This window comes from Providencia sp. PROV236, from assembly GCF_033676985.1.
In the GTDB taxonomy this organism is placed as follows: domain Bacteria; phylum Pseudomonadota; class Gammaproteobacteria; order Enterobacterales; family Enterobacteriaceae; genus Providencia; species Providencia manganoxydans.
The window spans coordinates 1,023,988-1,047,764 of record NZ_CP096297.1 but is presented as its reverse complement, the minus strand read 5'-3'; the positions used below and the strand labels follow the sequence as shown (position 1 = coordinate 1,047,764).

Sequence of the window (23,777 nt, the reverse complement as noted above, 5' to 3'; positions counted from 1 at the left end):
GATCATACTCATAAAAACGGTTATTGATAATTCGGTAAAATAAGTAGCTTGAAGGACAAATTACAGTAGGATACGCTGCGTTTTGATTTATTAGGAGTGTATTATGACAACAAGTATCTATAAAGATTTTCATTTTGAAGCCGCTCACAAGCTACCTCATGTACCAGAAGGCCATAAATGCGGTCGCCTTCATGGCCATTCTTTCATGGTTAGATTAGAGCTAACGGGTGAGGTTGACACAAAAAGTGGTTGGATTATTGATTTTGGTGACGTCAAGCAAGCCTTTAAACCCATTTTAGATCAGCTTGATCACTATTATTTGAATGATATTGATGGCCTTGAAAATCCAACCAGTGAAGTGCTAGCAAGCTGGATTTGGCATAAAACCAAACCCCTCTTGCCACTCTTAAGCGCTGTTACCGTTAAAGAAACCTGTAATGCAGGCTGTATTTACCGCGGTGAGTAATGCTATGACTGATATGCCGTGAGCATCGCGGCACATCAAGCAATATGCAAATATTTATGTGTTTGAATTGAAAGCCGCCAATTACGCTCAATACACGTATCAATACACAGTTTAGTTGCTGAAGCTTTTTGACTAATCGGTTGTAATGCAACAATCGGAGTATTCAGTACAGTACGCCTTGCGAGTAAGCTATCCAAATCATCAATATCTCTTGCACGTGCCACTGGGTGCTTAATTTCATTCGCTCGATTGATTGAATCCGTAAGCACCTGTAACCCCCCCTTCATACCCACTTTAGGAGAAACTGTTACCCACGTTTGAGCAGAGCATTGGATCGGATAAGTTCCACTGGTTTCAATTTGGCATTGATAGCCTTGTTTTTCTAATTCGCTGGTTAAAGGAACTAAATCATAAATACATGGCTCCCCACCGGTAATGACAATATGCTTTGCTGTATAACCTTTTTCATTCATCAGGTTAATCAGTTCATTACTGTTAGCTAGCGCCCATCTGTCTGTATCAATAGTTTTTAGTGCAATATCACCAAGCGTTGCTTCTTTATCCTTTTCTTTTTCCCACGTGTGTTTGGTATCGCACCAACTACAACCCACAGGGCAACCTTGTAAACGAATAAAAATGGCAGGAACACCGGTGAACACACCTTCACCTTGTAATGTTTGAAAAATTTCATTAATTGGGTAATTCATCGCACTCTCTAACGCTGTCAGCATAATGTGTATTGTATACTCTAAATAATTAAGGTTGCAGCTAAGCCAATAAGCTGCATAGAAAATTATGTAGCTGGCATACGTGCACATCGCCACTCAAAGACCTTCAACTTAAAGTATGACAAGTATATCGTAGATATCTTTCTCTGGTTATCCTACTTTATGGTAATGTAACTAGCTTGGATTAGAAGAAGTACATCAGATAAAAAAACCGAAACAATATTCGGTAGATCACGACAGGAAAAAACATGCAAAGTAGTAAAACAAACCAACTTAGAAAGGGATTGAGTGTCCGGCACATTCGCTTTATGGCGCTTGGCTCCGCTATTGGTACGGGCCTGTTTTATGGCTCAGCCTCTGCAATACAAGCGGCTGGCCCCGCTGTTCTTATTGCCTATATGGTTGGTGGCGCAGCCGTTTTTATGGTTATGCGTGCCTTAGGTGAAATGGCAGTTCACCACCCAGTGCCTGGCTCATTCTCTCACTACGCTAGCCATTATATGGGGCCATTAGCAGGTTTCCTGACTGGCTGGAACTATGTTTTTGAAATGCTTGTTGTCTGCCTTGCCGATATTACTGCATTTGGGATGTACATGGGCTTTTGGTTTCCGCATGTAGATCAGTGGATATGGGTACTCAGCATTGTTTTATTTATTGGCGCACTTAATCTCTGCCACGTGAAAATTTTTGGCGAAATGGAGTTTTGGTTATCCATCGTCAAAGTTACCGCAATCATTGCCATGATTGTTGGTGGTGCCTTTCTTATGTTTTATGGATTCGGTAAAGAAACGGATCATGCTGTTGGTATTCAAAACCTCTGGGAGCATGGCGGTTTTATGCCTAATGGTATAGCTGGGGTGATAGCCTCTTTAGCTATAGTGATGTTTGCCTTTGGTGGTATTGAAGTGATTGGTATCACAGCAAGTGAAGCTCAAAATCCAGAAAAAACAATTCCTAAAGCCATCAATGCCGTTCCTATTCGTATTTTATTATTTTATGGATTAACACTATTTATATTGATGTGTATCTATCCATGGAACCAAATTGGCCAAAATGGTAGCCCATTTGTCCAAATTTTTTCTAGCTTAAACATTTCCTCTGCTGCAAACATTCTAAATATCGTCGTGATAACCGCAGCCGTTTCCGCTATTAACAGTGATATTTTTGGTGCTGGACGTATGATGTATGGTATGGCTCAAGATAAACAGGCACCTAAAGTTTTCACTAAGCTCACACGCAATGGTGTGCCATGGGTCACTGTTTTAGTGATGTCAGTTGTTATGTTACTCGGTGTTTACCTCAATTACCTGTTACCTGAGCGGATCTTCGTTATTATTGCATCAATTGCTACCTTTGCAACGGTATGGGTTTGGTTAATGATCTTACTGTCTCAAGTAGCGATGCGCCGTAAAATGAGCAAAGAAGAAGTTAAAAAATTGAAATTTCCGGTGCCATTTTGGCCTATCGGCCCTGCGATCACCATTGCATTTATGGCGTTCGTTATCGCATTACTCGGGTTTTTTAAAGATACTCAGATAGCCTTAATTGTTGGCTGTGTATGGGTAGTAATACTGACAATAACTTTCTTTATTATGCGCTCGTTCCAAAAAGGTGACGCCTCTCAGAATTAAATTGAAACATCAGTTGCTTGATTTTCAACTAATAACTTAATATCAAAAGCCTGCGCCCCAATTTAATCCGTTGGGGCGTTTTTTATCCACTTATTATTGGAGAGCTTGCTCAAGATCTTCAATCAAATCATTAACATCTTCCAAACCAATAGATAATCGAAGTAGTCCATCACTGATCCCATAAAATTGGCGCTCTTCAGGCGTATAGGTTGAATGCGTCATACTGGCAGGGTGCTGCGCTAAAGATTCACAATCTCCTAAACTAACAGCTCTAGAGAACAAATTAAGACGGTTTAAAAAATGCTTACCTGATTCTAGTCCCCCCTTTATTTCACAGGCAATCATTCCACCTGCAAGTTTCATCTGCTTTTTCGCAAGCTCATATTGTTTAAAACTGGGTAAACCTGGATAAATAACAGAGGCTATTTTAGGGTGTGACTCTAAATATTGTGCAACAATTTGAGCATTCTTCACAATACGTTCTAAGCGCACGGGTAAGGTCTTCATTCCTCTCATCACTAAACTAGCATCATGTGGTGACAAACAAGCGCCAGTCATATCTTTTAGGCCTACCATTCTAATTTTCGCGGCGATTTCTTTGGTTGTAATCACAGCACCCGCGACTACATCACCATGACCACTCATATATTTTGTTAATGAATGAATGGCAATATCTGCTCCTAAAGTGAGAGGTTGCTGCATGTAAGGTGTACAGTAGGTATTATCAACTATCACGATCACATTGTTACATTTAGCTATTTGGCTAACTGCTTGTATGTCCACTAAACGCATATCAGGGTTAGCTGGCGACTCAAAGAAAATAGCGCGGGTATTTTCAGTTATTGCATTAGCCACATTTGTTGGGTCACTCATATCAATATGACGTACTTTAAGACCAAACCGCTCAAGACCACCATGGAAAAATGAGTAAGTACATCCATAAACTGTCATATCCACTAATATTTCGTCACCAGGAACTACTAAGGACCAAAAGGTTGATGTTATTGCTCCCATTCCTGATGAAAATACAATGGCAGCTTCTCCACCTTCTAAATCTGCAATCCTTTTCTCTAATAAATCTAAAGTAGGATTATTGATCCTTGTATAAATATAACCATCTTTTTCTCCACTGAAGCAAGCAGCCCCTTCTTCTGCACTACTAAATGAGTAGGTAGATGTTTGATATACAGGAGGTACCAATGCACCTTTATTTTCTTGTTGGTTATAAAAACTATGTATAATCCTTGTTTCGAAAGCATTAGTTTTATTTACGCTCATACCACTCTCCTAAAAAATTACTTTTCATTGGATAGAGGTACCCTTGAACCCATAATTTGCAATGTTCTGAGTAGGATACTTATTCCCCGTAATGTATTTGGATCCTTCAATAAGCTATAAACTGAACGAAAGTTTTGTTTTTTATCATCATATACCGATTCCATTTTAGCCATGTTATACGCAGTACTTAGCTCCCAAACTGGCGATAACGTATCTTCAAATGAATTCGCTAATTTTTCTACTGTAGCCAAATCTAAAATATCAACGAGATCAGATATCAAAGAAAGTAAATCAACAATATTATCTAAACGTTTTAATTGTAATAAAGGTGATAATTTATCAGCAAGGTGAGCCGCAGATTCAGAGTTAATTAACTCGATTAATTTAGATTGTGCATTATCATTTGACATAATTAATCTCCCTTTACACTAAACCACGAATAGCGGCCCAATAGATACCTCTATTAAAACCATTTCTTAATAGTCCTCCCACTTTCGTCGCAGGAGTAGGTATCACATCGTGTTTGTAATCATACTGTAATGGCATACCTGCATTTAATCCCATTTGCGCAACAGCTTGTACACGCCCATCATAGATAGCAGCTGGATACCCATAAGTTAATTCACCACAAATATTATCCGCTATAATTGATGCTTGATTGTGACAGCTACCTCCAGCCTTACTAATTGGTAAGTCAACTGTATCACCGATAACATAAACACCTTCTGTACCATAAACTTGCATAGTCTCATGATCAGTTGGCAACCAGCCTTCACCATTATTGTGTTCACTTAAACCTGTATTAATAACAGCTTCTACCGCAGTAATTGGTGGGGTACTAATTAAAATATCAAAAGGTTGTTCATCACCTTCTTTTGAATAAGCTATTTTTTTATCAGGATCAACCTTATTTAAAGTAAACCCACGTTGGGCTTTAATATTCTTCATATCAAAAATTTCAGGGATAGCTTCACAAACGGGTTGCTGCATGAAAAGACAATTTCGTAATAGCTGGGAGACGGTTGGGTAGGTATAAACAATTTCAATATTGTCTCTCACACGCCGCTTGCGCAAAAACTCATCCAACATCAGCGTTGTTTCCATTGGAGCAATGCCACATTGATGAGGTACATTAGGCGTTTCTGGAAATGAAACCGTGATAAAAATTCGTCCTTTTTCTATTTTAGATAATTGATCTGCTAATTTTCGTGCAGGCTCATAAGCGTAAAAATGATTACCTATCTCTTTTAATCCTTCGATTCTATCGGGTCTAGGTACACAACCTGTCGCAATAACCAAATAATCATAATTCAATATTTTACCACTATGGCCTCTTAACTCTTTATTCTTAAAGTCAAAAGAATCAATTTTATCTATGACTAAATTAATTTCTGGTCGTAATAATGACTGTTGATCGCGACTTAATTCATCCTTAAAGAATAAGTTAAATGCAACATACATAAAGGCTGGTTTATAATAATGAATGGGGTTATCTGTAACTAGTGTTATTTTTATTTTTTTAGAAAAAATATCTTTATTTAACTTCCTAGCAAGGGTGTTTGCTAGCATTGTGCCACCAGTTCCACCACCAACGATGATAATATTTTTCATTCTATAGCCGCCTATATTTCAATGAGTTTCAAGTAAATAACGCTTGATTGAATAAATATAGCTTAAATTAAATAATTTGCCATGCATTTATTTGACAATTAATACTAATAAAACAAATGAAATTAATTACGAAAATTAAAATATCAAAAATTTAAAATAAACAAAATTATAATTACGCACATTATTTATCACTTACTGAAAATAAAATAGTCTTTTTTTTGATTATCTTTTACTTTAAGTATGAGTAGTGACCAACAATACTCCATCGAAATAATATATCTTCAGATACTTGTCCATATCCAATGTTATGCATAATTAAATACCGTTTATTATCTACCGTTCTATGTGTAGTCACTATCCCAATATGTGGACGCCCATTATCTAAACGCCAAGAAACGATATCTCCCGGTAAATAATCTTCTGCATTTGATGTAATCGGTTTAGTAATACCTTTACGTGAAAAGAAAACTTCTAAATTTGGTACTCGACGATGGTCAATATTTGTATCGGGCTTACTTAAACCCCATATTTTTTGGCTAGGATATTGGCTAAAATTATTCTTAATATCCTCATGTAGAAGTTGCTGTAAATCGATACCTATTTTGCGATAGCTTCGTATAACCACATCAGAGCAAACTCCATAGCCTTGAGGAACATCCCCATTTGGATAGTTAATTTGTCGATAAGAAGGGTCGTAAATAACAATTCGAGGAAGTTGTTCTGCTTGCCTAGCGAGAAGTAGATTGTTATCTGCCATAACGTAACTAGATACAAACAAGAGAATGAAAAATACACGCATTGAATTGCCCTCTAACATCTTGAGAATCAGATCAAAATGTAAGACAAAGCGGCAACCCAAAAAAGGTTAGCTAATCTTAAATATCTCTATACCAGATCAAATTGTGTAATTATCGGATTATGATCTGATGCATCAGTGTTTATCACATAACTATCTTTTACCTTGAGACCTTTATAAAAAAAGTAATCTAAAGGTCTACCAAATGCTTTAGTCCTTTGGTCATTATTATAACTCACTTCCTTTAAACCTACGCTTCTTACAAAGCGTTTCAATACATTTACTCTTTGACGGCTCCATGCATTAAAATCACCAGCTAAAAGAACGGGACCAACGTGTTTAGCAATATGTTCACCGAGTTTACTTAATTGCCTAATGTAAACATCCACACCAAAGCTAAAATTAATGGCATGTACATTCGCTACCATAAGGTGCTTTCCATTAGGTAAAGGGTAAACAGTGATCAATGCAGATTTAACTAGCCGTAATAAAGGTTCTTTTTCTCGCAGAGGGCAACAATAAATAGGGTGTGAAGTAGCTAATGTCATAACCCCAGCAGGGTGTGGTGAAAAAGGTAAAGCAGGAACCTGATCAGCGATAAGTTGGTGTGATGCTGCAAAAGAAATCAATTCAGGTGACATTTGAGCCTCTTGCAATAGGATAAGCTTTTTATCCTTAACCAGCTCATTAAGTACTGCTTTCCAGTTAGAGCGCTGTTGTTTATAAATATTCCAAGTGACAACATCTAAGGTTTCCCCCGCAGCAAACAAAGGCAAACCTACGGGTAATGAATCACCTAGCATATGCACAGGCATTGGCTGAATACGTTTAGCGGGCTGACCTGCAATATATCTTACTGAATAGGTTCTTTTCGCCACGTTTCGGATCCCTACAATTATTGGAAATTAAAAGCATTTTAGCAATTTCATAAACTATCTGCCCTGTAGTATATCAAAGCCGGCATGTTATATCTTATGAAGTTAATACAGAGTTGGCGTGATAATTAACTACTCATTCATCATTAATGAACGATAAGTAGTGTTTACTATCACCGATAGCATTTTTGATACAATAACTTGATTTTAATAAGAATTATAAATAGAGATTAGATAAATGAGTTGTAATACAAAGAGTAAAAATTACATAGTAAAAAGCCCCGTGAGTTATCTCACGGGGCTTAATAAGTGGCGGAACGGACGGGACTCGAACCCGCGACCCCCTGCGTGACAGGCAGGTATTCTAACCAACTGAACTACCGCTCCACTTATTCTTTCACCTTTCGGCTGCTTATCGCATTGCAATAAGTCTTTAATTTAATGTCTGGCAGTTCCCTACTCTCACATGGGGAGACCCCACACTACCATCGGCGCTACGGCGTTTCACTGCTGAGTTCGGCATGGGGTCAGGTGGGACCACCGCGCTATTGCCGCCAGACAAATTCTGTTTCGTTCCCGTTTGCAGTTATCTCACCACAAACCAGAACCTCAATCTCAAACAAGCTGCGTGTCCTTCACCTTTCGGCTTCTCACTACTCAAAAACAACTCAATCTCTCTAAAACACCTTCGGTGTTGTCAGGTTAAGCCTCACGGTTCATTAGTACTGGTTAGCTCAACGTATCGCTACGCTTACACACCCAGCCTATCAACGTCTTAGTCTTAAACGTTCCTTTAGGACCCTTAAAGAGTCAGGGAAGACTCATCTCAAGGCAAGTTTCCCGCTTAGATGCTTTCAGCGGTTATCTCTTCCGCACTTAGCTACCGGGCAATGCCATTGGCATGACAACCCGAACACCAGTGGTGCGTCCACTCCGGTCCTCTCGTACTAGGAGCAGCCCCTTTCAATCTTCCAACGCCCACGGCAGATAGGGACCGAACTGTCTCACGACGTTCTAAACCCAGCTCGCGTACCACTTTAAATGGCGAACAGCCATACCCTTGGGACCTACTTCAGCCCCAGGATGTGATGAGCCGACATCGAGGTGCCAAACACCGCCGTCGATATGAACTCTTGGGCGGTATCAGCCTGTTATCCCCGGAGTACCTTTTATCCGTTGAGCGATGGCCCTTCCATTCAGAACCACCGGATCACTAAGACCTACTTTCGTACCTGCTCGAGCCGTCACTCTCGCAGTCAAGCTGGCTTATGCCTTTGCACTAACCGCATGATGTCCGACCATGCTTAGCCAACCTTCGTGCTCCTCCGTTACTCTTTGGGAGGAGACCGCCCCAGTCAAACTACCCACCAGACACTGTCCGCACCCCGGATACGGGGCAACGTTAGAACATCAAACATTAAAGGGTGGTATTTCAAGGTTGGCTCCATGCAGACTGGCGTCCACACTTCAAAGCCTCCCACCTATCCTACACATCAAGGCTCAATGTTCAGTGTCAAGCTATAGTAAAGGTTCACGGGGTCTTTCCGTCTTGCCGCGGGTACACTGCATCTTCACAGCGAGTTCAATTTCACTGAGTCTCGGGTGGAGACAGCCTGGCCATCATTACGCCATTCGTGCAGGTCGGAACTTACCCGACAAGGAATTTCGCTACCTTAGGACCGTTATAGTTACGGCCGCCGTTTACTGGGGCTTCGATCAAGAGCTTCTCCTTACGGATAACCCCATCAATTAACCTTCCAGCACCGGGCAGGCGTCACACCGTATACGTCCACTTTCGTGTTTGCACAGTGCTGTGTTTTTAATAAACAGTTGCAGCCAGCTGGTATCTGCGACTGGCTTCAGCTCCATGGGTAAACCACTTCACCTAGCGCCAGCGTGCCTTCTCCCGAAGTTACGGCACCATTTTGCCTAGTTCCTTCACCCGAGTTCTCTCAAGCGCCTGAGTATTCTCTACCTGACCACCTGTGTCGGTTTGGGGTACGATTAATGATAATCTAGAGCTTAGAGGCTTTTCCTGGAAGCGGGGCATGAGCTACTTCATCACCGTAGTGACTCGTCATCAGACCTCAGCATAGTGAACCGGATTTGCCTAATTCACCTGCCTACATCCTTAAACCGGGACAACCGTCGCCCGGATAGCCTAGCCTTCTCCGTCCCCCCATCGCAATTATCACCAGTACAGGAATATTAACCTGTTTCCCATCGACTACGCATTTCTGCCTCGCCTTAGGGGTCGACTCACCCTGCCCCGATTAACGTTGGACAGGAACCCTTGGTCTTCCGGCGTGCGGGTTTTTCACCCGCATTATCGTTACTTATGTCAGCATTCGCACTTCTGATACCTCCAGCATGCCTCACAGCACACCTTCGCAGGCTTACAGAACGCTCCCCTACCCAACAACATCTAAATGTCGCTGCCGCAGCTTCGGTGCATGGTTTAGCCCCGTTACATCTTCCGCGCAGGCCGACTCGACCAGTGAGCTATTACGCTTTCTTTAAATGATGGCTGCTTCTAAGCCAACATCCTGGCTGTCTGAGCCTTCCCACTTCGTTTCCCACTTAACCATGACTTTGGGACCTTAGCTGGCGGTCTGGGTTGTTTCCCTCTTCACGACGAACGTTAGCACCCGCCGTGTGTCTCCCGTGATAACATTCTTCGGTATTCGTAGTTTGCATCGAGTTGGTAAGTCGGGATGACCCCCTAGTCGAAACAGTGCTCTACCCCCGAAGATGAGTTCACGAGGCGCTACCTAAATAGCTTTCGGGGAGAACCAGCTATCTCCCGGTTTGATTGGCCTTTCACCCCCAGCCACAAGTCATCCGCTAATTTTTCAACATTAGTCGGTTCGGTCCTCCAGTTAGTGTTACCCAACCTTCAACCTGCCCATGGCTAGATCACCGGGTTTCGGGTCTATACCCTGCAACTCATTCGCCCAGTTAAGACTCGGTTTCCCTACGGCTCCCCTATACGGTTAACCTTGCTACAGAATATAAGTCGCTGACCCATTATACAAAAGGTACGCAGTCACACCCGAAGGTGCTCCCACTGCTTGTACGTACACGGTTTCAGGTTCTATTTCACTCCCCTCGCCGGGGTTCTTTTCGCCTTTCCCTCACGGTACTGGTTCACTATCGGTCAATCAGGAGTATTTAGCCTTGGAGGATGGTCCCCCCATATTCAGACAGGATAACACGTGTCCCGCCCTACTCGTCGAGTTCACAACACCAACACCTTCGGATACGGGGCTATCACCCTTTACTGCCGGACTTTCCAGACCGTTCTCCTGATGCTGATGCTGATTAAGACTCTGGGCTGCTCCCCGTTCGCTCGCCGCTACTAGGGGAATCTCGGTTGATTTCTTTTCCTCGGGGTACTGAGATGTTTCAGTTCCCCCGGTTCGCTTCGTTTGACTATGTATTCATCAAACGATAGTGCAACGAATTGCACTGGGTTTCCCCATTCGGAAATCGTCGGGTATAACGGTTCATATCACCTTACCGACGCTTATCGCAGATTAGCACGTCCTTCATCGCCTCTGATTGCCTAGGCATCCACCGTGTACGCTTAGTCGCTTAACCTCACAACCCGAAGGTGTCTTTTTTGTCAGTCGACATGAAACCCGACGGTTTCTGTCTGTTGACGACATCTTCAAGTTGAGATTTTTGAGAGACTCTCACATTGTTTAAGCGATAAACAATGTGCGTTGTTTTCAATTTTCAGCTTGTTCCAGATTGTTAAAGAGCATAATTGTTAAACCCACTACACTGTAATGGGCTTAATCATTATTGGGGTATCGCCTTTCACTCGATGACCGGCGCATTGGCGTCCCCTAGGGGATTCGAACCCCTGTTACCGCCGTGAAAGGGCGGTGTCCTAGGCCTCTAGACGAAGGGGACATCAGTCTCTGCTTCGCAGACGCGCTTGCTGCTCTACTTTCTATCAGACAATCTGTGTGAGCACTTCACAAAAACACTTCAATGGTAAGGAGGTGATCCAACCGCAGGTTCCCCTACGGTTACCTTGTTACGACTTCACCCCAGTCATGAATCACAAAGTGGTAAGCGCCCTCCCGAAGGTTAAGCTACCTACTTCTTTTGCAACCCACTCCCATGGTGTGACGGGCGGTGTGTACAAGGCCCGGGAACGTATTCACCGTAGCATTCTGATCTACGATTACTAGCGATTCCGACTTCATGGAGTCGAGTTGCAGACTCCAATCCGGACTACGACGTACTTTATGAGTTCCGCTTGCTCTCGCGAGGTCGCTTCTCTTTGTATACGCCATTGTAGCACGTGTGTAGCCCTACTCGTAAGGGCCATGATGACTTGACGTCATCCCCACCTTCCTCCGGTTTATCACCGGCAGTCTCCTTTGAGTTCCCGACCGAATCGCTGGCAACAAAGGATAAGGGTTGCGCTCGTTGCGGGACTTAACCCAACATTTCACAACACGAGCTGACGACAGCCATGCAGCACCTGTCTCAGAGTTCCCGAAGGCACCAAAGCATTCTGCTAAGTTCTCTGGATGTCAAGAGTAGGTAAGGTTCTTCGCGTTGCATCGAATTAAACCACATGCTCCACCGCTTGTGCGGGCCCCCGTCAATTCATTTGAGTTTTAACCTTGCGGCCGTACTCCCCAGGCGGTCGATTTAACGCGTTAGCTCCGGAAGCCACGCCTCAAGGGCACAACCTCCAAATCGACATCGTTTACAGCGTGGACTACCAGGGTATCTAATCCTGTTTGCTCCCCACGCTTTCGCACCTGAGCGTCAGTCTTTGTCCAGGGGGCCGCCTTCGCCACCGGTATTCCTCCACATCTCTACGCATTTCACCGCTACACATGGAATTCTACCCCCCTCTACAAGACTCTAGCTGACCAGTCTTAGATGCCATTCCCAGGTTAAGCCCGGGGATTTCACATCTAACTTAATCAACCGCCTGCGTGCGCTTTACGCCCAGTAATTCCGATTAACGCTTGCACCCTCCGTATTACCGCGGCTGCTGGCACGGAGTTAGCCGGTGCTTCTTCTGTCGGTAACGTCAATCGTTGATGATATTAGCATCAACGCCTTCCTCCCGACTGAAAGTACTTTACAACCCTAGGGCCTTCTTCATACACGCGGCATGGCTGCATCAGGCTTGCGCCCATTGTGCAATATTCCCCACTGCTGCCTCCCGTAGGAGTCTGGGCCGTGTCTCAGTCCCAGTGTGGCTGATCATCCTCTCAGACCAGCTAGGGATCGTCGCCTAGGTGAGCCATTACCCCACCTACTAGCTAATCCCATATGGGTTCATCCGATAGCGCAAGGACCGAAGTTCCCCTGCTTTGCTCCTAAGAGATTATGCGGTATTAGCCACCGTTTCCAGTAGTTATCCCCCTCTATCGGGCAGATCCCCATACATTACTCACCCGTCCGCCGCTCGTCAGCGAGAAGCAAGCTTCTCCTGTTACCGCTCGACTTGCATGTGTTAGGCCTGCCGCCAGCGTTCAATCTGAGCCATGATCAAACTCTTCAATTAAAAGTGTTTGATGCTCAAAGAATGCTTTACTGTCGCCTGATTTCCGAAGAAACCAGATTACCTATTAGTTCATATGTATATGAATTAACGTGTTAGTCACTCTTCAAGACTTTAAAATCAAATATTTTTTGATAGTGTCTTGTGAGTGCCCACACAGATTGTCTGATAAATTGTTAAAGAGCGTTGCGACATTTTGATAATTTTTATCAATTAACTTCCTAGGATTTAATCACTTAGGTCGTTGTCGCGAGGTGGCGTATAATACGCTTTCCTCATCGAGAGTCAAGCTTTTTTTCACTTATTCTTTTCAGAATCTCTCGCTGCCTTCGTGATGCCTTTTAGGTTATCCCTTGGGCTTGCCATCACATTTCGTGTCGGCTCATCGTCGGTCAGTGGAGGCGCATTATAGGGAGTCAGGAAATTCTAGCAAGTGTTTTTTTGAAAAAAAATGACAACCGATTAACTTTTATACTTTAAGGCTATTTTTATAGCTAAAATAGTCTTTTTAGATGCTCAAATCCCATATCTAGAAAGATTAGTGATAAAAAAGGCGACCATGAGGCCGCCTTCTATATTTATATCTTTAGAGTTAAATGATTACTGCTTAGCGATGATTTCATCATTTTCAACATCTAACACAACTGGTTTACCTGGAATAAGTTTGCCAGACAGTATCTCTTGCGCCAGCGGGTTTTCAATTTCTTGCTGGATAGCACGTTTCAGTGGACGAGCACCAAAGATTGGATCAAATCCTGCTTCACCAATTTTTTCCAATGCAGCTGGTGTTGCACTCACATCATAACCATGCTCTTCCATACGTTTGTATAAACGTCCTAATTGGATATTCGCAATATTCGTAATTTGTTCTTTACCTAACGGGTGGAACACAACGACTTCATCGATACGGTTGATAAACTCTGGTCTAAAGCTATGTGCTACAACTTCCATTACCATATCTTTCATTTCTGAATAACCTATGGTGCCGAAACGTTCTTGAATCAAATCAGAACCAAGGTTAGACGTCATGATAATAACGGTATTACGGAAATCGACCGTACGACCCTGACCATCAGTCAAACGACCATCATCCAATACTTGTAATAGAATATTGAAAACATCTGGATGGGCTTTTTCCACCTCATCCAATAATATTACCGAGTACGGACGACGACGAACGGCTTCCGTCAGATAACCACCTTCTTCGTATCCCACATATCCTGGAGGCGCACCAACCAAACGGGAAACTGCGTGTTTCTCCATAAATTCAGACATATCAATACGAACCATCGCATCATCACTATCAAACATAAAGTTTGCCAGTGCTTTACACAGTTCTGTTTTACCAACCCCTGTTGGCCCTAAGAACATAAATGAACCAATTGGGCGATTAGGATCTGACAAACCAGCGCGACTACGGCGGATAGCATTAGACACAGCAACCACAGCTTCATCTTGGCCAATTACACGTTGGTGTAATTTCTGCTCCATACGTAACAATTTTTCTCTTTCACTTTCCAACATACGAGAAACCGGTATACCCGTCCAGCGAGCGAGAATTTCTGCAATTTCAACGTCTGTCACTTTGTTACGCAGAAGTTTCATGCTCTTACCTTCTGCTTTTGTCGCGGCTTCTAATTGCTTTTCCAACTCAGGGATACGGCCGTACTGTAGCTCAGACATCTTGGCTAAATCACCACTACGACGCGCCTTATCCATTTCGTGGCGTACATTTTCTAATTCAGCTTTAATATGCTGAGTACCTGTTAATGAAGCTTTTTCTGCTTTCCATTCTTCTTCTAATGAAGAATATTCACGCTCTTTTTCTGCTAACTCTTCTTCAAGCATATCAAGGCGTTTTTTACTTGCGTCATCGGACTCTTTTTTCAGTGCCTGCTGCTCCAGTTTGAGCTGAATAATACGACGCTCTAAACGGTCAAGGGATTCAGGCTTAGAATCCATTTGCATGCGCAAACTCGCACCCGCCTCGTCAATCAGGTCGATAGCTTTGTCTGGCAGCATACGATCAGTAATGTATCGATGTGATAATGTTGCTGCTGCGACAATCGCTGGATCTGTAATTTGTACATGATGGTGCAACTCATAGCGCTCTTTCAGACCACGTAAAATCGCAATGGTATCTTCTACGCTAGGCTCAGCCACATATACCTTTTGGAAACGACGTTCTAAAGCCGGATCCTTTTCAATATATTGACGATACTCGTCTAAAGTGGTTGCACCCACGCAGTGTAATTCACCACGAGCTAACGCAGGCTTCAACATATTCCCTGCGTCCATAGCTCCATCAGCTTTACCCGCGCCGACCATGGTATGTAACTCATCAATAAACAGAATGACATTACCTTCTTGTTTAGCAAGGTCATTCAATACACCTTTTAAACGCTCTTCAAATTCCCCACGGAATTTTGCACCTGCAATTAACGCGCCCATATCGAGAGATAAAACGCGTTTATTTTTTAGTCCTTCAGGGACTTCACCATTAACAATACGCTGCGCTAAACCCTCAACGATAGCGGTTTTACCTACACCCGGTTCACCTATCAATACAGGGTTGTTTTTTGTACGACGCTGTAATACTTGAATTGTACGGCGGATCTCTTCATCACGCCCTATCACTGGGTCTAATTTGCCTTGCTCTGCACGCTCAGTTAAATCAACTGTAAATTTCTTTAAGGCTTGGCGCTGGTCTTCAGCGCTTTGGTCATTCACTTTTTCTCCACCACGCATCTGTTCTATTGCCTTATTTAAGTTAGCTTTATTTACACCAGCCGCTTTAAGCATATCTGCGAGGGATGTATTCGCTTCTAAAGCAGCAACAAGAAATAATTCAGAGGAGATAAATTCATCTCCATTTTTTTGTGCTAGTTGATCACATAAATTTAAGTGACGGATCAAATCACTTGATGGCTGAACATCACCAGCAATACCTTGTACCTGTGGTAGGCGGGCAAGAGCCTCTTCAATTTTTTGTTTAAACTCTACTGCATTAACACCTATTGTGGTCAAAAGAGGACGAATTGAGCCACTCTCCTGATTAAACAGTGCACTTAATAAATGAATAGGTTCAATAAACTGGTTTTCGCGCCCAAGGGCTAATGACTGGGCGTCAGCGAGAGCTTGCTGGAATTTATTAGTTAAACGATCCAGACGCATAACACCTCCAATAAAATGGAATTAAAATTGCTTCTGGTGAATAGATGAGGTCTATTTCTATTTATTCAAGTTTACATCTTAATTATTTTAGTGATATTGGTTAATTTGGAACAATTCACTAATTACTAGTTATTTATCCATATCAATGATGCCATACGCCCCGTTTTACCCTCACGACGATAGGAAAAAAATCTGTTTTTATCATTTACTGTACAAAATGAGCCACCATAAATGGATGAAATCCCTATTGCTTGTAGTTTTTTTCGTGCTAATAAGTAAATGTCAGCTAAATACTTTTCACCGTACGGAACAAAACCTGATGCTAAATCCGTTGATTGTTTAATAAAGGCTTCCTTGACTTCAATACCTACCTCAAAGTTTTCAGGGCCAATGGCAGGACCGAGCCAAGCCATAATCTCACTTTTTGGGCATGAAAATTGAGCGGCTGTATTCTCAAGTACACCATCACACAAACCACGCCAACCTGCATGTGCAGCTGCGACTTCTTGACCATCTTTACTGCAAAAAAGGACAGGTAAACAATCTGCGGTCATGATGGTGCAAACTTGCCCCACCTGATTAGTATATACCGCATCAGCACGGGTGTTTTCCCAATCACCATTGTTTAAACACACAACTTCTGTTCCATGAACTTGCTGGAGCCACAAAGGTTGCTGTGGCAAGCCAGCTAATTTTTGTAATAAAGAACGATTTTCACTGACTAACACAGGGTCATCACCTACATGATCCCCTAAATTTAGGCTATCAAACGGCGCCAAACTCACACCACCAAGGCGAGTTGTGCTACAGCTGGATATATTGCTAGGTTGTGGCCAATCAGGGAAAATAAGTGAATTCATTACCAGTCCATATTATCTTTATGTAGTTGATAATCAGCCTTTAAGGCTTCGATAAGTTCCACCATATCATCTGGTAAAGGTGCATGCCACTCCATTTGGATCCCTGAAATTGGATGATATAAACGTAACATGGTGGCATGTAATGCTTGGCGGTCAAATTTACGCATGACGTCTAAAAATGCTTCACTGGCACCTTTCAATGGGCGAGGACGGCCACCATATAATGGATCACCAATAAGAGGATGGTTAATGTGTGCCATATGTACGCGTATTTGGTGAGTTCTTCCCGTTTCTAAACGCAAGCGCAAGCGAGTGTGTGCTCTGAAATGCTCCATGATACGGTAATGTGTTACGGCAGGTTTTCCCATCGGGTGTACGGCCATATGAGTACGTTTTGTTGGATGTCTCGAAATAGGTTCTTCCACCATCCCACCCGCAGTCATTCGACCAACGGCAACTGCTTCATATTCACGTGTGATTTCACGTAGCTGTAATGACTCAACTAAACGAGTTTGTGCAGGAACCGTTTTTGCAACCACCATCAAACCAGTCGTGTCTTTATCGAGACGGTGAACAATCCCTGCTCGTGGTACGTCAACAATTTCAGGATAACGATATAGTAATGCATTTAAGATAGTGCCATCTGGGTTACCTGCACCTGGGTGTACCACTAAACCACGAGGTTTGTTGATGACTAAGATATCTTCATCCTCATAAACGACATCCAAAGGAATATCTTGTGGCTCCCAACGATTCTCCTCTTCAATCAACGCATCGACTAAAATTTGTTCGCCACCTAAAACTTTTTCCTTTGGCTTATTGATAACTTTCCCATTAACCTGCACTCTATCATCTAAAATCCACTCTTTTATACGAGAACGTGAATAATCAGGGAACAATTCCGCTAAAGCCTGATCTAAACGTTGACCGAGCTGTGATTCAGCAACAGTTGCATTAAGTTGTACTTGTTGAGCCATAAATTAATCTACTTTTTTAGTGTTTGTGTTTTGACGGCGAGGCCGTTTTATTTAAAATATATGCTATTGTAACTCGAATTTTGCCGGGAGCCTTACGGATAGTCTCCCTCGAAACACTCAGAGGATAACCAACACGTGATGATACGTATGAAATATCTGGTGGCTGCCGCCACGTTGAGCCTGGTACTCACCGGATGCTCCAGCAATAATGAAATCAGCCCTGATAGCACCCCGGCTGAAATGTACAGTGTTGGCCAGCAAAAGTTGCAGGATGGTAACTACAAAGCGGCCATCAAGCAATTGGAAGCGTTGGATAACCGCTATCCATTTGGCCCATATGCCCAGCAGGTACAATTAGATCTGATTTATGCTTATTATAAATCAGCTGAACTACCAATGGCGATAGCTGCAATTGACCGCTTTATGCGTCTAAACCCAACCCACCCAAATATTGACTATGTGCTCTATATGCGTGGTTTGACTGCAATGGCACTTGATGATAGTGCATTGCAAGGTTTCTTTGGTATTGACCGCTCAGATAGAGATCCTCAACACGCACGAGTCGCCTTTAAGGACTTTAGCCAATTGGTTCGTTACTATCCTAACAGCCTCTATGCTAACGATTCCAGCAAACGTCTTATCTATTTAAAAGATCGTTTAGCGCGATTTGACCTCTCCGTCGTTGAATATTACAACAAACGTGGTGCCTATGTCGCGGTTGTCAATCGAGTTCAACAAATGTTAAGAGACTACCCAGATACTGATGCCACAAGAAAAGCATTAAAATACATGGAGATAGCTTACAATCAAATGGGGCTTAACGCGGAAGCAAATAAAGTTGCAAACTTGATTGCCGCTAATAGTAATTAATCAAGCTGTAGAATTGAGAAACAGCAGCTTCGGCTGCTGTTTTTTTATGGAAATCCAAGATAGATTAAATATCACTATGCTCTAAATAATTCGAGGTGCAGCTAGGCGACAAGCGAATGAGTCACTAGGAGCATAGAAAACTATATGACTGGTATGACTGGTGGGTAAGTGGTGCGAATGAGCGTAGTTGTTATACCTCAACGTAAAGCGCTGCAACTTGCAGTATGACGAGTATATATTGATTTTTCAGGCTATTTTCTACTATTTACTCATATATCAAATTTTAGCCCAAAGACAGTACCGACTATTAACCGTATTGATAGTCAACTTTTTCAGTTTGGCTCAAGAACTCAAACTTGGCAATCTCTTTCCCCTACTTTTTTATACCAAATCACAGTTCAGATGGTGAGAATGGACTGCATGTATCAAGTGTGATCTAGGTCAATTTTTTAAACTAAATAGTCGCTATTCTGAGTACATCGAAGACGGAAACAATGAGAGGTAACTATATGATAGTGAACATAACTAGCAAACAAATGGATATTACCCCCGCTATCCGAGATCACATTGAGAGCCGTCTGACTAAACTCGACAAATGGCAAGTTTCTTTGATTAATACTCATGTTGTATTATCGAAAGAACCACAAGGCTTTATGGTGGATGCCAATATTAAAACAGCCACAGGTAAACTGGTTGCAAGCGCCAAACATGAAGATATGTATGTCGCAATCAATGAATTAATTAACAAACTCGAAAGACAACTCAATAAAGCACAACACAAAGGAGAATCAAGAAGGGCCAACAATAGTGTAAAAGAAGCGAACCTTGTTACGTTATAATTTTATATTATCTACAAACTTATCTTGAAACCTTTCCAACGCGCTCATCATGGGCGCGTTTTTTGATGGTACAACTTCTTTTTTGTTGACATCCAGTTAACTATCAGTTCTATTTAAGAGAACACTCTGCAATTATGGTATTAATTATGAATATGAATCTTGGTTTCTTTTCTTTCTTTAGCAACTCCTACTAAGGGGCTTTTGTCGTTCGAGAAATAAAAGAAGACAAGATTTAAAGCCCCTCTAAATAGGGGCTTTTTTTATTCACTGATGTTTTAAGGGTAGGTAGGATGGATAACAGCACTAATTTACTGAAAGTACGTGAAAAAATCAGCCAATTGGACAGTGAACTTCTTGGCCTACTGGCTAAGAGACGCGGCTATGCCGTTGAAGTCGCACAAACAAAGCTAGAAGATAACCGCCCAATACGAGATAAAGAACGCGAGCGCCAATTATTGGATGTTTTGATCGACCAAGCAAAACCGCTAGGCTTAGACGGTTTTTATGTCACCCGACTATTTCAAATGATCATCGAGGATTCGGTTCTTACACAACAAGCTATCCTACAGCAACATCTCAATCTAACACCCAGTGATTCAGCACGATTTGCATTTTTAGGCCCTAAAGGCTCCTACTCACACATCGCAGCCCGTCAATATTCAGCTAGACACTTTGACCAACTTGTTGAGTGCAGCTGCCATAAATTCCAAGATATATTTTCTCTTGTTGAAAGCGGTCAAGCTGACTATGGTATTTTACCGATTGAAAATACCAGTTCAGGGGCAATCAATGATGTTTATGACCTATTACAAAACACCACATTATCGATTGTCGGTGAAATCCGCTTACCGATTAACCATTGCTTGCTAACATCCTGTGATACAGATCTTAGCAAAATAGATACAGTTTATAGTCATCCTCAACCGTTCCAACAATGCAGCCAATATCTCTCACAATATCCTCATTGGAAAATCGAGTATTGCGACAGCACCTCAACAGCAATGCAAAAAGTGGCTCAACAAAATTCACCAAATGTTGCAGCACTTGGCAGCGAAGCAGGCGGTGCGCTCTATAATTTACAAGTTCTAGAGCATAACTTAGCCAACCAGCAAATTAATATGACTCGGTTTATTGTTGTTGCTCCACAAGCAATTGAAGTTACTGAGCAAGTCCCTGCGAAAACGACACTACTGATTACCACAGGTCAACAAGCAGGGGCTCTGGTAGATGCGTTAGTTATCTTAAAAAATAATAAGATCATCATGAGCAAGCTTGAATCACGCCCTATTAATGGTAAGCCATGGGAAGAGATGTTTTATATTGATGTGCACTCCAACCTTCGCACCGAAAATATGCAACAAGCACTCAAAGATCTATCGACCATTACACGCTCAATTAAAATTTTAGGTTGTTACCCATCAGAAAATATTGTTCCTGTTGAGCCTGAAAAAATTACCCCTTAGATCTTGGTACATAAAAGCCAGTAATTGACTAACTGGCTTTTATTGATATCAAACTTTCAATTAATGCATTGAAAGGTCAACACGAAAATAATTAACTAGCTGTTTAAGGTGTAAGGCTTGCTGCTCCAATGCTCCAGCGGCAGCAACAGATTGCTCAACCAAGCTGGCATTTTGTTGTGTTGTGGCATCTAATTGCCCTACAGCACTATTAATTTGCAAGATCCCTGCACTTTGCTCATGGCTAGCTTGTCCTATTTCTTGCAAACGTTTATCCATCTCTTCAACATTTTTGACCATACCATGAATTTGCGTTTCCACATTTTCAACTAACTCCATCCCCTCTTTCGTTTCTGTGAGTGAATTTTCAATTAATACTCTAATATCATTAGCTGAATTAGCACTTTTTTGTGCTAAGAGTCGAACCTCTCCCGCAACAACAGCGAAACCACGTCCATGCTCGCCCGCCCTAGCAGCCTCAACAGAGGCATTCAATGCGAGGATATTAGTTTGAAAGGCTATAGAATCGATTAAATTAATAATATCAGTCATTTGACTTGATGATGCATTAATAGCACGCATTTTATCAGTCACTCGATTCATCATTTTGCCATTATTCGTAACGACTAGTGCAGTATCAGCAGCAAGCTGGGTGGCTTGATGGGTGTGTTCAGCCGTATTTTGTACTGTTGATGTGATCTGTTCCATCGAACTCGCCGTCTCTTCGACAGAGGTTGCTTGCTCCTCTGTTCTTGCTGCGAGATTTTGGTTGCCAGCAACAATTTGCCCCGCCGCCGCAGAAATACTTTCTGACCCATTTTGGACTTCCAGCACAATCTCCAATAAACGTTTTTTCATTTCCAACAATGCTTGAAGTAATATACCGGTTTCATCACGATATTTGATTTCTACATGTTGCGTTAAATCACCTTCAGCGATGGCTTGAGCAAAAGCTACCGCTTTTCCAAGTGGGCGAGTAATTGATCGGGTCATAAACCAGCCAATCACACAACCAAGCGCAATACTAATCAGCGCTAATATAATTAAGAAATATTTATTAAAATTGTATTCATCATTAACAACAATGCCCGCTTGCTGCATTTTGTGATTTTGTACCTCAATAAAGTTTTGTACTTTTTCACGATATTCACGTTGAATAGCCGATGTTTTATTCATCATTTCATCAATAGCTGCACGGCGATCATTATTGGCTAAAAAGCGATTCAAACGAGATTGGGATTGAAGAAAACGATCGCGAACATCATAGATCTGTTCAAGTACGCTAATAGACTGTTGATCTGTTGCATGATCATCAAGCTCCTTCAACAGCTGTGCCACATTCTCACTGATTTTGCTTAGTTCGTTTCGACGTCTTTCACTGTCTCTATCATCCAGTAAAATTAACTCTTGTATGCCAATATAAGAATAAAAATTATCCATTAGCTGATTAGCCTTAACAGTCATTGGATAATCTTTATAAATAACCGTCTGAATTCCATCATTCGCTCTATTTAAACTGATTAGAGAAAATGTTGAACTCAATAACATAAGTAAAATAAAGAAAGCGAATGCAATCGATAGTTTTACACCAATTTTCATATCCTTCAGGGACATAGATTCCTCACCGACCAATTAATCATTTCATGGGTCGTGTATTCAATATAGAGATCATCATAATAGATAGTGTTCACGTTCAATGAATGTCCCGATAATTTTGTCATGCATTTCAGGTGACTTCGAGTAACCTAACGTCTTACGGTTAAGGCGCTTCAAGCGGTTTCTCAGATTCAAATTCTCTCTTTCTATTCGTTGCGTATAAAACTTACTTGCTACATGTTTCTGCTTGGGCAATATCTCATAAGCACTGAACTTATCCGTGCACCAAAAAGCGACATTAAACCTAGACAGTAAAGCCAGTAACTGGCGAAGAGTCCTTTTGTTTCGACGACCAAACGTATGAGCAATAATCCGTTTTAGGCGGGGCTCCCACGCATACCAAAGCCAGCGTTGTTGCTTCTTATTAGTCACAAAAGACCACTGTTCATCGACCTCGCAAAGGAGTTCAATGTGCAGATTATCAAGAGGTAAAGAGGTTACCTGTCTAGGCGAGAGTTTTTTAAAGTACGAACAACCGCATTAATGCTGATATGAAGGGCCCTAGCAGTATCACGAATACCGGCATTATTCATCGTGAGGTCGATAATTTTATCTTTAGTTCCGGGTTGGCAAGCACGATATTTATAATCGAGTTGGAAGCTTCGGCAGCAATCTTGGCAACGATAACGTTGATGACCAGTGCTACCTAATCCATGTTTTTTCACTGGGGGCGTTTGTTGACAAAATGGGCACCTTACATCGACTTTAGCCATGAATATTCTCCGATAAATTACCCTATATTACAGGTTAATCACCGGATTGAATACATGACCATTTCATGGGCATTAATATCGGTAAATAATCAACTAACTTTATTATCAAAATCGCTCAATTTTAAAATGTTCAACCTATAAACCAATTAACTGGAGCTAATAGAGAGTTAGTCACTAACATTAGTATATTTATTGGTATGTTAAGTTATGGAATGCAGTAATAAGTAAAATCACATGCACATAGTAAAAAAGAGCGTGATGGCTTAATAATTTGCTTCGTACGATTTTGTAGGGAAATATATCC

The 23,777-nt window shown here is 41.9% G+C and carries 16 protein-coding genes, 2 tRNA genes, 3 rRNA genes and 1 other annotated feature; of the genes, 5 read left to right on the top strand and 16 right to left on the bottom strand.

Annotated elements, in window-relative coordinates:
- Positions 1-103: 103 nt before the first annotated feature.
- Positions 104-466 carry a 6-carboxytetrahydropterin synthase QueD gene (queD, locus tag M1E96_RS04565; RefSeq protein WP_070926449.1) on the top strand — a complete coding sequence of 121 codons (363 nt, stop codon included), beginning with the start codon at positions 104-106 and terminating at the stop codon, positions 464-466.
- A 35-nt stretch (positions 467-501) separates the two neighbouring features.
- On the opposite strand, the gene queE is transcribed toward queD, so the two are convergent.
- Positions 502-1,173, bottom strand: a complete 672-nt coding sequence (gene queE / locus M1E96_RS04560; RefSeq protein WP_349485397.1) for a 7-carboxy-7-deazaguanine synthase QueE — start codon at positions 1,171-1,173, stop codon at positions 502-504.
- A gap of 269 nt (positions 1,174-1,442) precedes the next feature.
- Between queE and M1E96_RS04555 the strand changes: the two genes are divergently transcribed.
- Entirely contained in the window at positions 1,443-2,825 is a 1,383-nt protein-coding gene (locus tag M1E96_RS04555; RefSeq protein WP_369427383.1) for an amino acid permease, read from the top strand.
- A gap of 93 nt (positions 2,826-2,918) precedes the next feature.
- Here the strand turns inward: M1E96_RS04555 and megL are convergent, their stop codons facing one another.
- The 13 genes from megL to rluD form a co-directional block, all read right to left on the bottom strand.
- Positions 2,919-4,103 carry a methionine gamma-lyase gene (gene megL, locus M1E96_RS04550; RefSeq protein WP_337979814.1) on the bottom strand — a complete coding sequence of 395 codons (1,185 nt, stop codon included), beginning with the start codon at positions 4,101-4,103 and terminating at the stop codon, positions 2,919-2,921.
- 17 nt (positions 4,104-4,120) lie between these two features.
- Positions 4,121-4,513 carry a hypothetical protein gene (locus tag M1E96_RS04545; protein WP_070926455.1) on the bottom strand — a complete coding sequence of 131 codons (393 nt, stop codon included), beginning with the start codon at positions 4,511-4,513 and terminating at the stop codon, positions 4,121-4,123.
- 13 nt (positions 4,514-4,526) lie between these two features.
- A complete protein-coding gene (locus M1E96_RS04540; RefSeq protein WP_070926457.1) occupies positions 4,527-5,714 on the bottom strand; it encodes an FAD/NAD(P)-binding oxidoreductase in 1,188 nt (395 codons plus the stop codon).
- 229 nt (positions 5,715-5,943) lie between these two features.
- Positions 5,944-6,471, bottom strand: a complete 528-nt coding sequence (locus tag M1E96_RS04535; RefSeq protein ID WP_369427515.1) for a DUF1287 domain-containing protein — start codon at positions 6,469-6,471, stop codon at positions 5,944-5,946.
- 128 nt (positions 6,472-6,599) lie between these two features.
- Positions 6,600-7,388, bottom strand: a complete 789-nt coding sequence (locus M1E96_RS04530; RefSeq protein WP_337979813.1) for an endonuclease/exonuclease/phosphatase family protein — start codon at positions 7,386-7,388, stop codon at positions 6,600-6,602.
- 307 nt (positions 7,389-7,695) lie between these two features.
- Positions 7,696-7,772 (bottom strand) — tRNA-Asp (locus M1E96_RS04525).
- Positions 7,773-7,828: 56 nt separating this feature from the next.
- Positions 7,829-7,944, bottom strand: a 5S ribosomal RNA gene (rrf, locus tag M1E96_RS04520).
- 139 nt (positions 7,945-8,083) lie between these two features.
- A 23S ribosomal RNA gene (locus tag M1E96_RS04515) occupies positions 8,084-10,985 on the bottom strand.
- 242 nt (positions 10,986-11,227) lie between these two features.
- Positions 11,228-11,303 (bottom strand) — tRNA-Glu (locus M1E96_RS04510).
- Positions 11,304-11,388: 85 nt separating this feature from the next.
- Positions 11,389-12,927, bottom strand: a 16S ribosomal RNA gene (locus M1E96_RS04505).
- Together the 16S, 23S and 5S rRNA genes with 2 tRNA genes alongside form the textbook arrangement of a ribosomal RNA operon.
- A 597-nt stretch (positions 12,928-13,524) precedes the next feature.
- On the bottom strand, positions 13,525-16,098 hold the full coding sequence (clpB, locus tag M1E96_RS04500) for an ATP-dependent chaperone ClpB (RefSeq protein ID WP_272580295.1): 2,574 nt from the start codon (positions 16,096-16,098) through the stop codon (positions 13,525-13,527).
- A gap of 125 nt (positions 16,099-16,223) precedes the next feature.
- Entirely contained in the window at positions 16,224-16,958 is a 735-nt protein-coding gene (gene yfiH, locus M1E96_RS04495; RefSeq protein WP_272580296.1) for a purine nucleoside phosphorylase YfiH, read from the bottom strand.
- Entirely contained in the window at positions 16,958-17,935 is a 978-nt protein-coding gene (gene rluD, locus M1E96_RS04490; RefSeq protein WP_070926472.1) for a 23S rRNA pseudouridine(1911/1915/1917) synthase RluD, read from the bottom strand. The genes yfiH and rluD overlap by 1 nt, the downstream gene beginning before the upstream one ends.
- Positions 17,936-18,073: 138 nt before the next feature.
- Between rluD and bamD the strand changes: the two genes are divergently transcribed.
- The 3 genes from bamD to pheA all read left to right on the top strand — a co-directional run bounded on the left by bamD (position 18,074) and on the right by pheA (position 21,107).
- Positions 18,074-18,805, top strand: coding sequence for an outer membrane protein assembly factor BamD (gene bamD, locus M1E96_RS04485; RefSeq protein ID WP_070926474.1), 732 nt, complete (start codon positions 18,074-18,076; stop codon positions 18,803-18,805).
- Positions 18,806-19,314: 509 nt separating this feature from the next.
- On the top strand, positions 19,315-19,644 hold the full coding sequence (raiA, locus tag M1E96_RS04480; RefSeq protein ID WP_272580297.1) for a ribosome-associated translation inhibitor RaiA: 330 nt from the start codon (positions 19,315-19,317) through the stop codon (positions 19,642-19,644).
- A gap of 142 nt (positions 19,645-19,786) precedes the next feature.
- Positions 19,787-19,908: a sequence feature (Phe leader region), on the top strand.
- 26 nt (positions 19,909-19,934) lie between these two features.
- Positions 19,935-21,107 carry a bifunctional chorismate mutase/prephenate dehydratase gene (gene pheA, locus M1E96_RS04475; protein WP_272580298.1) on the top strand — a complete coding sequence of 391 codons (1,173 nt, stop codon included), beginning with the start codon at positions 19,935-19,937 and terminating at the stop codon, positions 21,105-21,107.
- A gap of 60 nt (positions 21,108-21,167) precedes the next feature.
- On the opposite strand, the gene M1E96_RS04470 is transcribed toward pheA, so the two are convergent.
- Positions 21,168-22,718, bottom strand: a complete 1,551-nt coding sequence (locus M1E96_RS04470; RefSeq protein WP_070926480.1) for a methyl-accepting chemotaxis protein — start codon at positions 22,716-22,718, stop codon at positions 21,168-21,170.
- A 57-nt stretch (positions 22,719-22,775) separates the two neighbouring features.
- Positions 22,776-23,473 (bottom strand): IS1 family transposase gene (locus tag M1E96_RS04465; RefSeq protein ID WP_104872948.1). Its coding sequence is split into 2 segments (ribosomal slippage): positions 22,776-23,224 and positions 23,224-23,473, totalling 699 coding nucleotides; the frame shifts between segments, so codons are not numbered across the junction.
- Between the last annotated feature and the right edge of the window lie 304 nt (positions 23,474-23,777).

Excerpts from the sequence above, each read along its gene's own strand:
- M1E96_RS04540 (WP_070926457.1), bottom strand. The coding sequence starts at position 5,714 with ATGAAAAATATTATCATCGTTGGTGGTGGAACTGGTGGCACAATGCTA.
- clpB (WP_272580295.1), bottom strand. The coding sequence starts at position 16,098 with ATGCGTCTGGATCGTTTAACTAATAAATTCCAGCAAGCTCTCGCTGAC.
- megL (WP_337979814.1), bottom strand. The coding sequence starts at position 4,103 with ATGAGCGTAAATAAAACTAATGCTTTCGAAACAAGGATTATACATAGT.
- yfiH (WP_272580296.1), bottom strand. The coding sequence starts at position 16,958 with ATGAATTCACTTATTTTCCCTGATTGGCCACAACCTAGCAATATATCC.
- M1E96_RS04545 (WP_070926455.1), bottom strand. The coding sequence starts at position 4,513 with ATGTCAAATGATAATGCACAATCTAAATTAATCGAGTTAATTAACTCT.
- queD (WP_070926449.1), top strand. The coding sequence starts at position 104 with ATGACAACAAGTATCTATAAAGATTTTCATTTTGAAGCCGCTCACAAG.
- M1E96_RS04470 (WP_070926480.1), bottom strand. The coding sequence starts at position 22,718 with ATGTCCCTGAAGGATATGAAAATTGGTGTAAAACTATCGATTGCATTC.
- raiA (WP_272580297.1), top strand. The coding sequence starts at position 19,315 with ATGATAGTGAACATAACTAGCAAACAAATGGATATTACCCCCGCTATC.
- M1E96_RS04555 (WP_369427383.1), top strand. The coding sequence starts at position 1,443 with ATGCAAAGTAGTAAAACAAACCAACTTAGAAAGGGATTGAGTGTCCGG.
- M1E96_RS04535 (WP_369427515.1), bottom strand. The coding sequence starts at position 6,471 with ATGGCAGATAACAATCTACTTCTCGCTAGGCAAGCAGAACAACTTCCT.
- rluD (WP_070926472.1), bottom strand. The coding sequence starts at position 17,935 with ATGGCTCAACAAGTACAACTTAATGCAACTGTTGCTGAATCACAGCTC.
- queE (WP_349485397.1), bottom strand. The coding sequence starts at position 1,173 with ATGAATTACCCAATTAATGAAATTTTTCAAACATTACAAGGTGAAGGT.
- bamD (WP_070926474.1), top strand. The coding sequence starts at position 18,074 with ATGATACGTATGAAATATCTGGTGGCTGCCGCCACGTTGAGCCTGGTA.
- pheA (WP_272580298.1), top strand. The coding sequence starts at position 19,935 with ATGGATAACAGCACTAATTTACTGAAAGTACGTGAAAAAATCAGCCAA.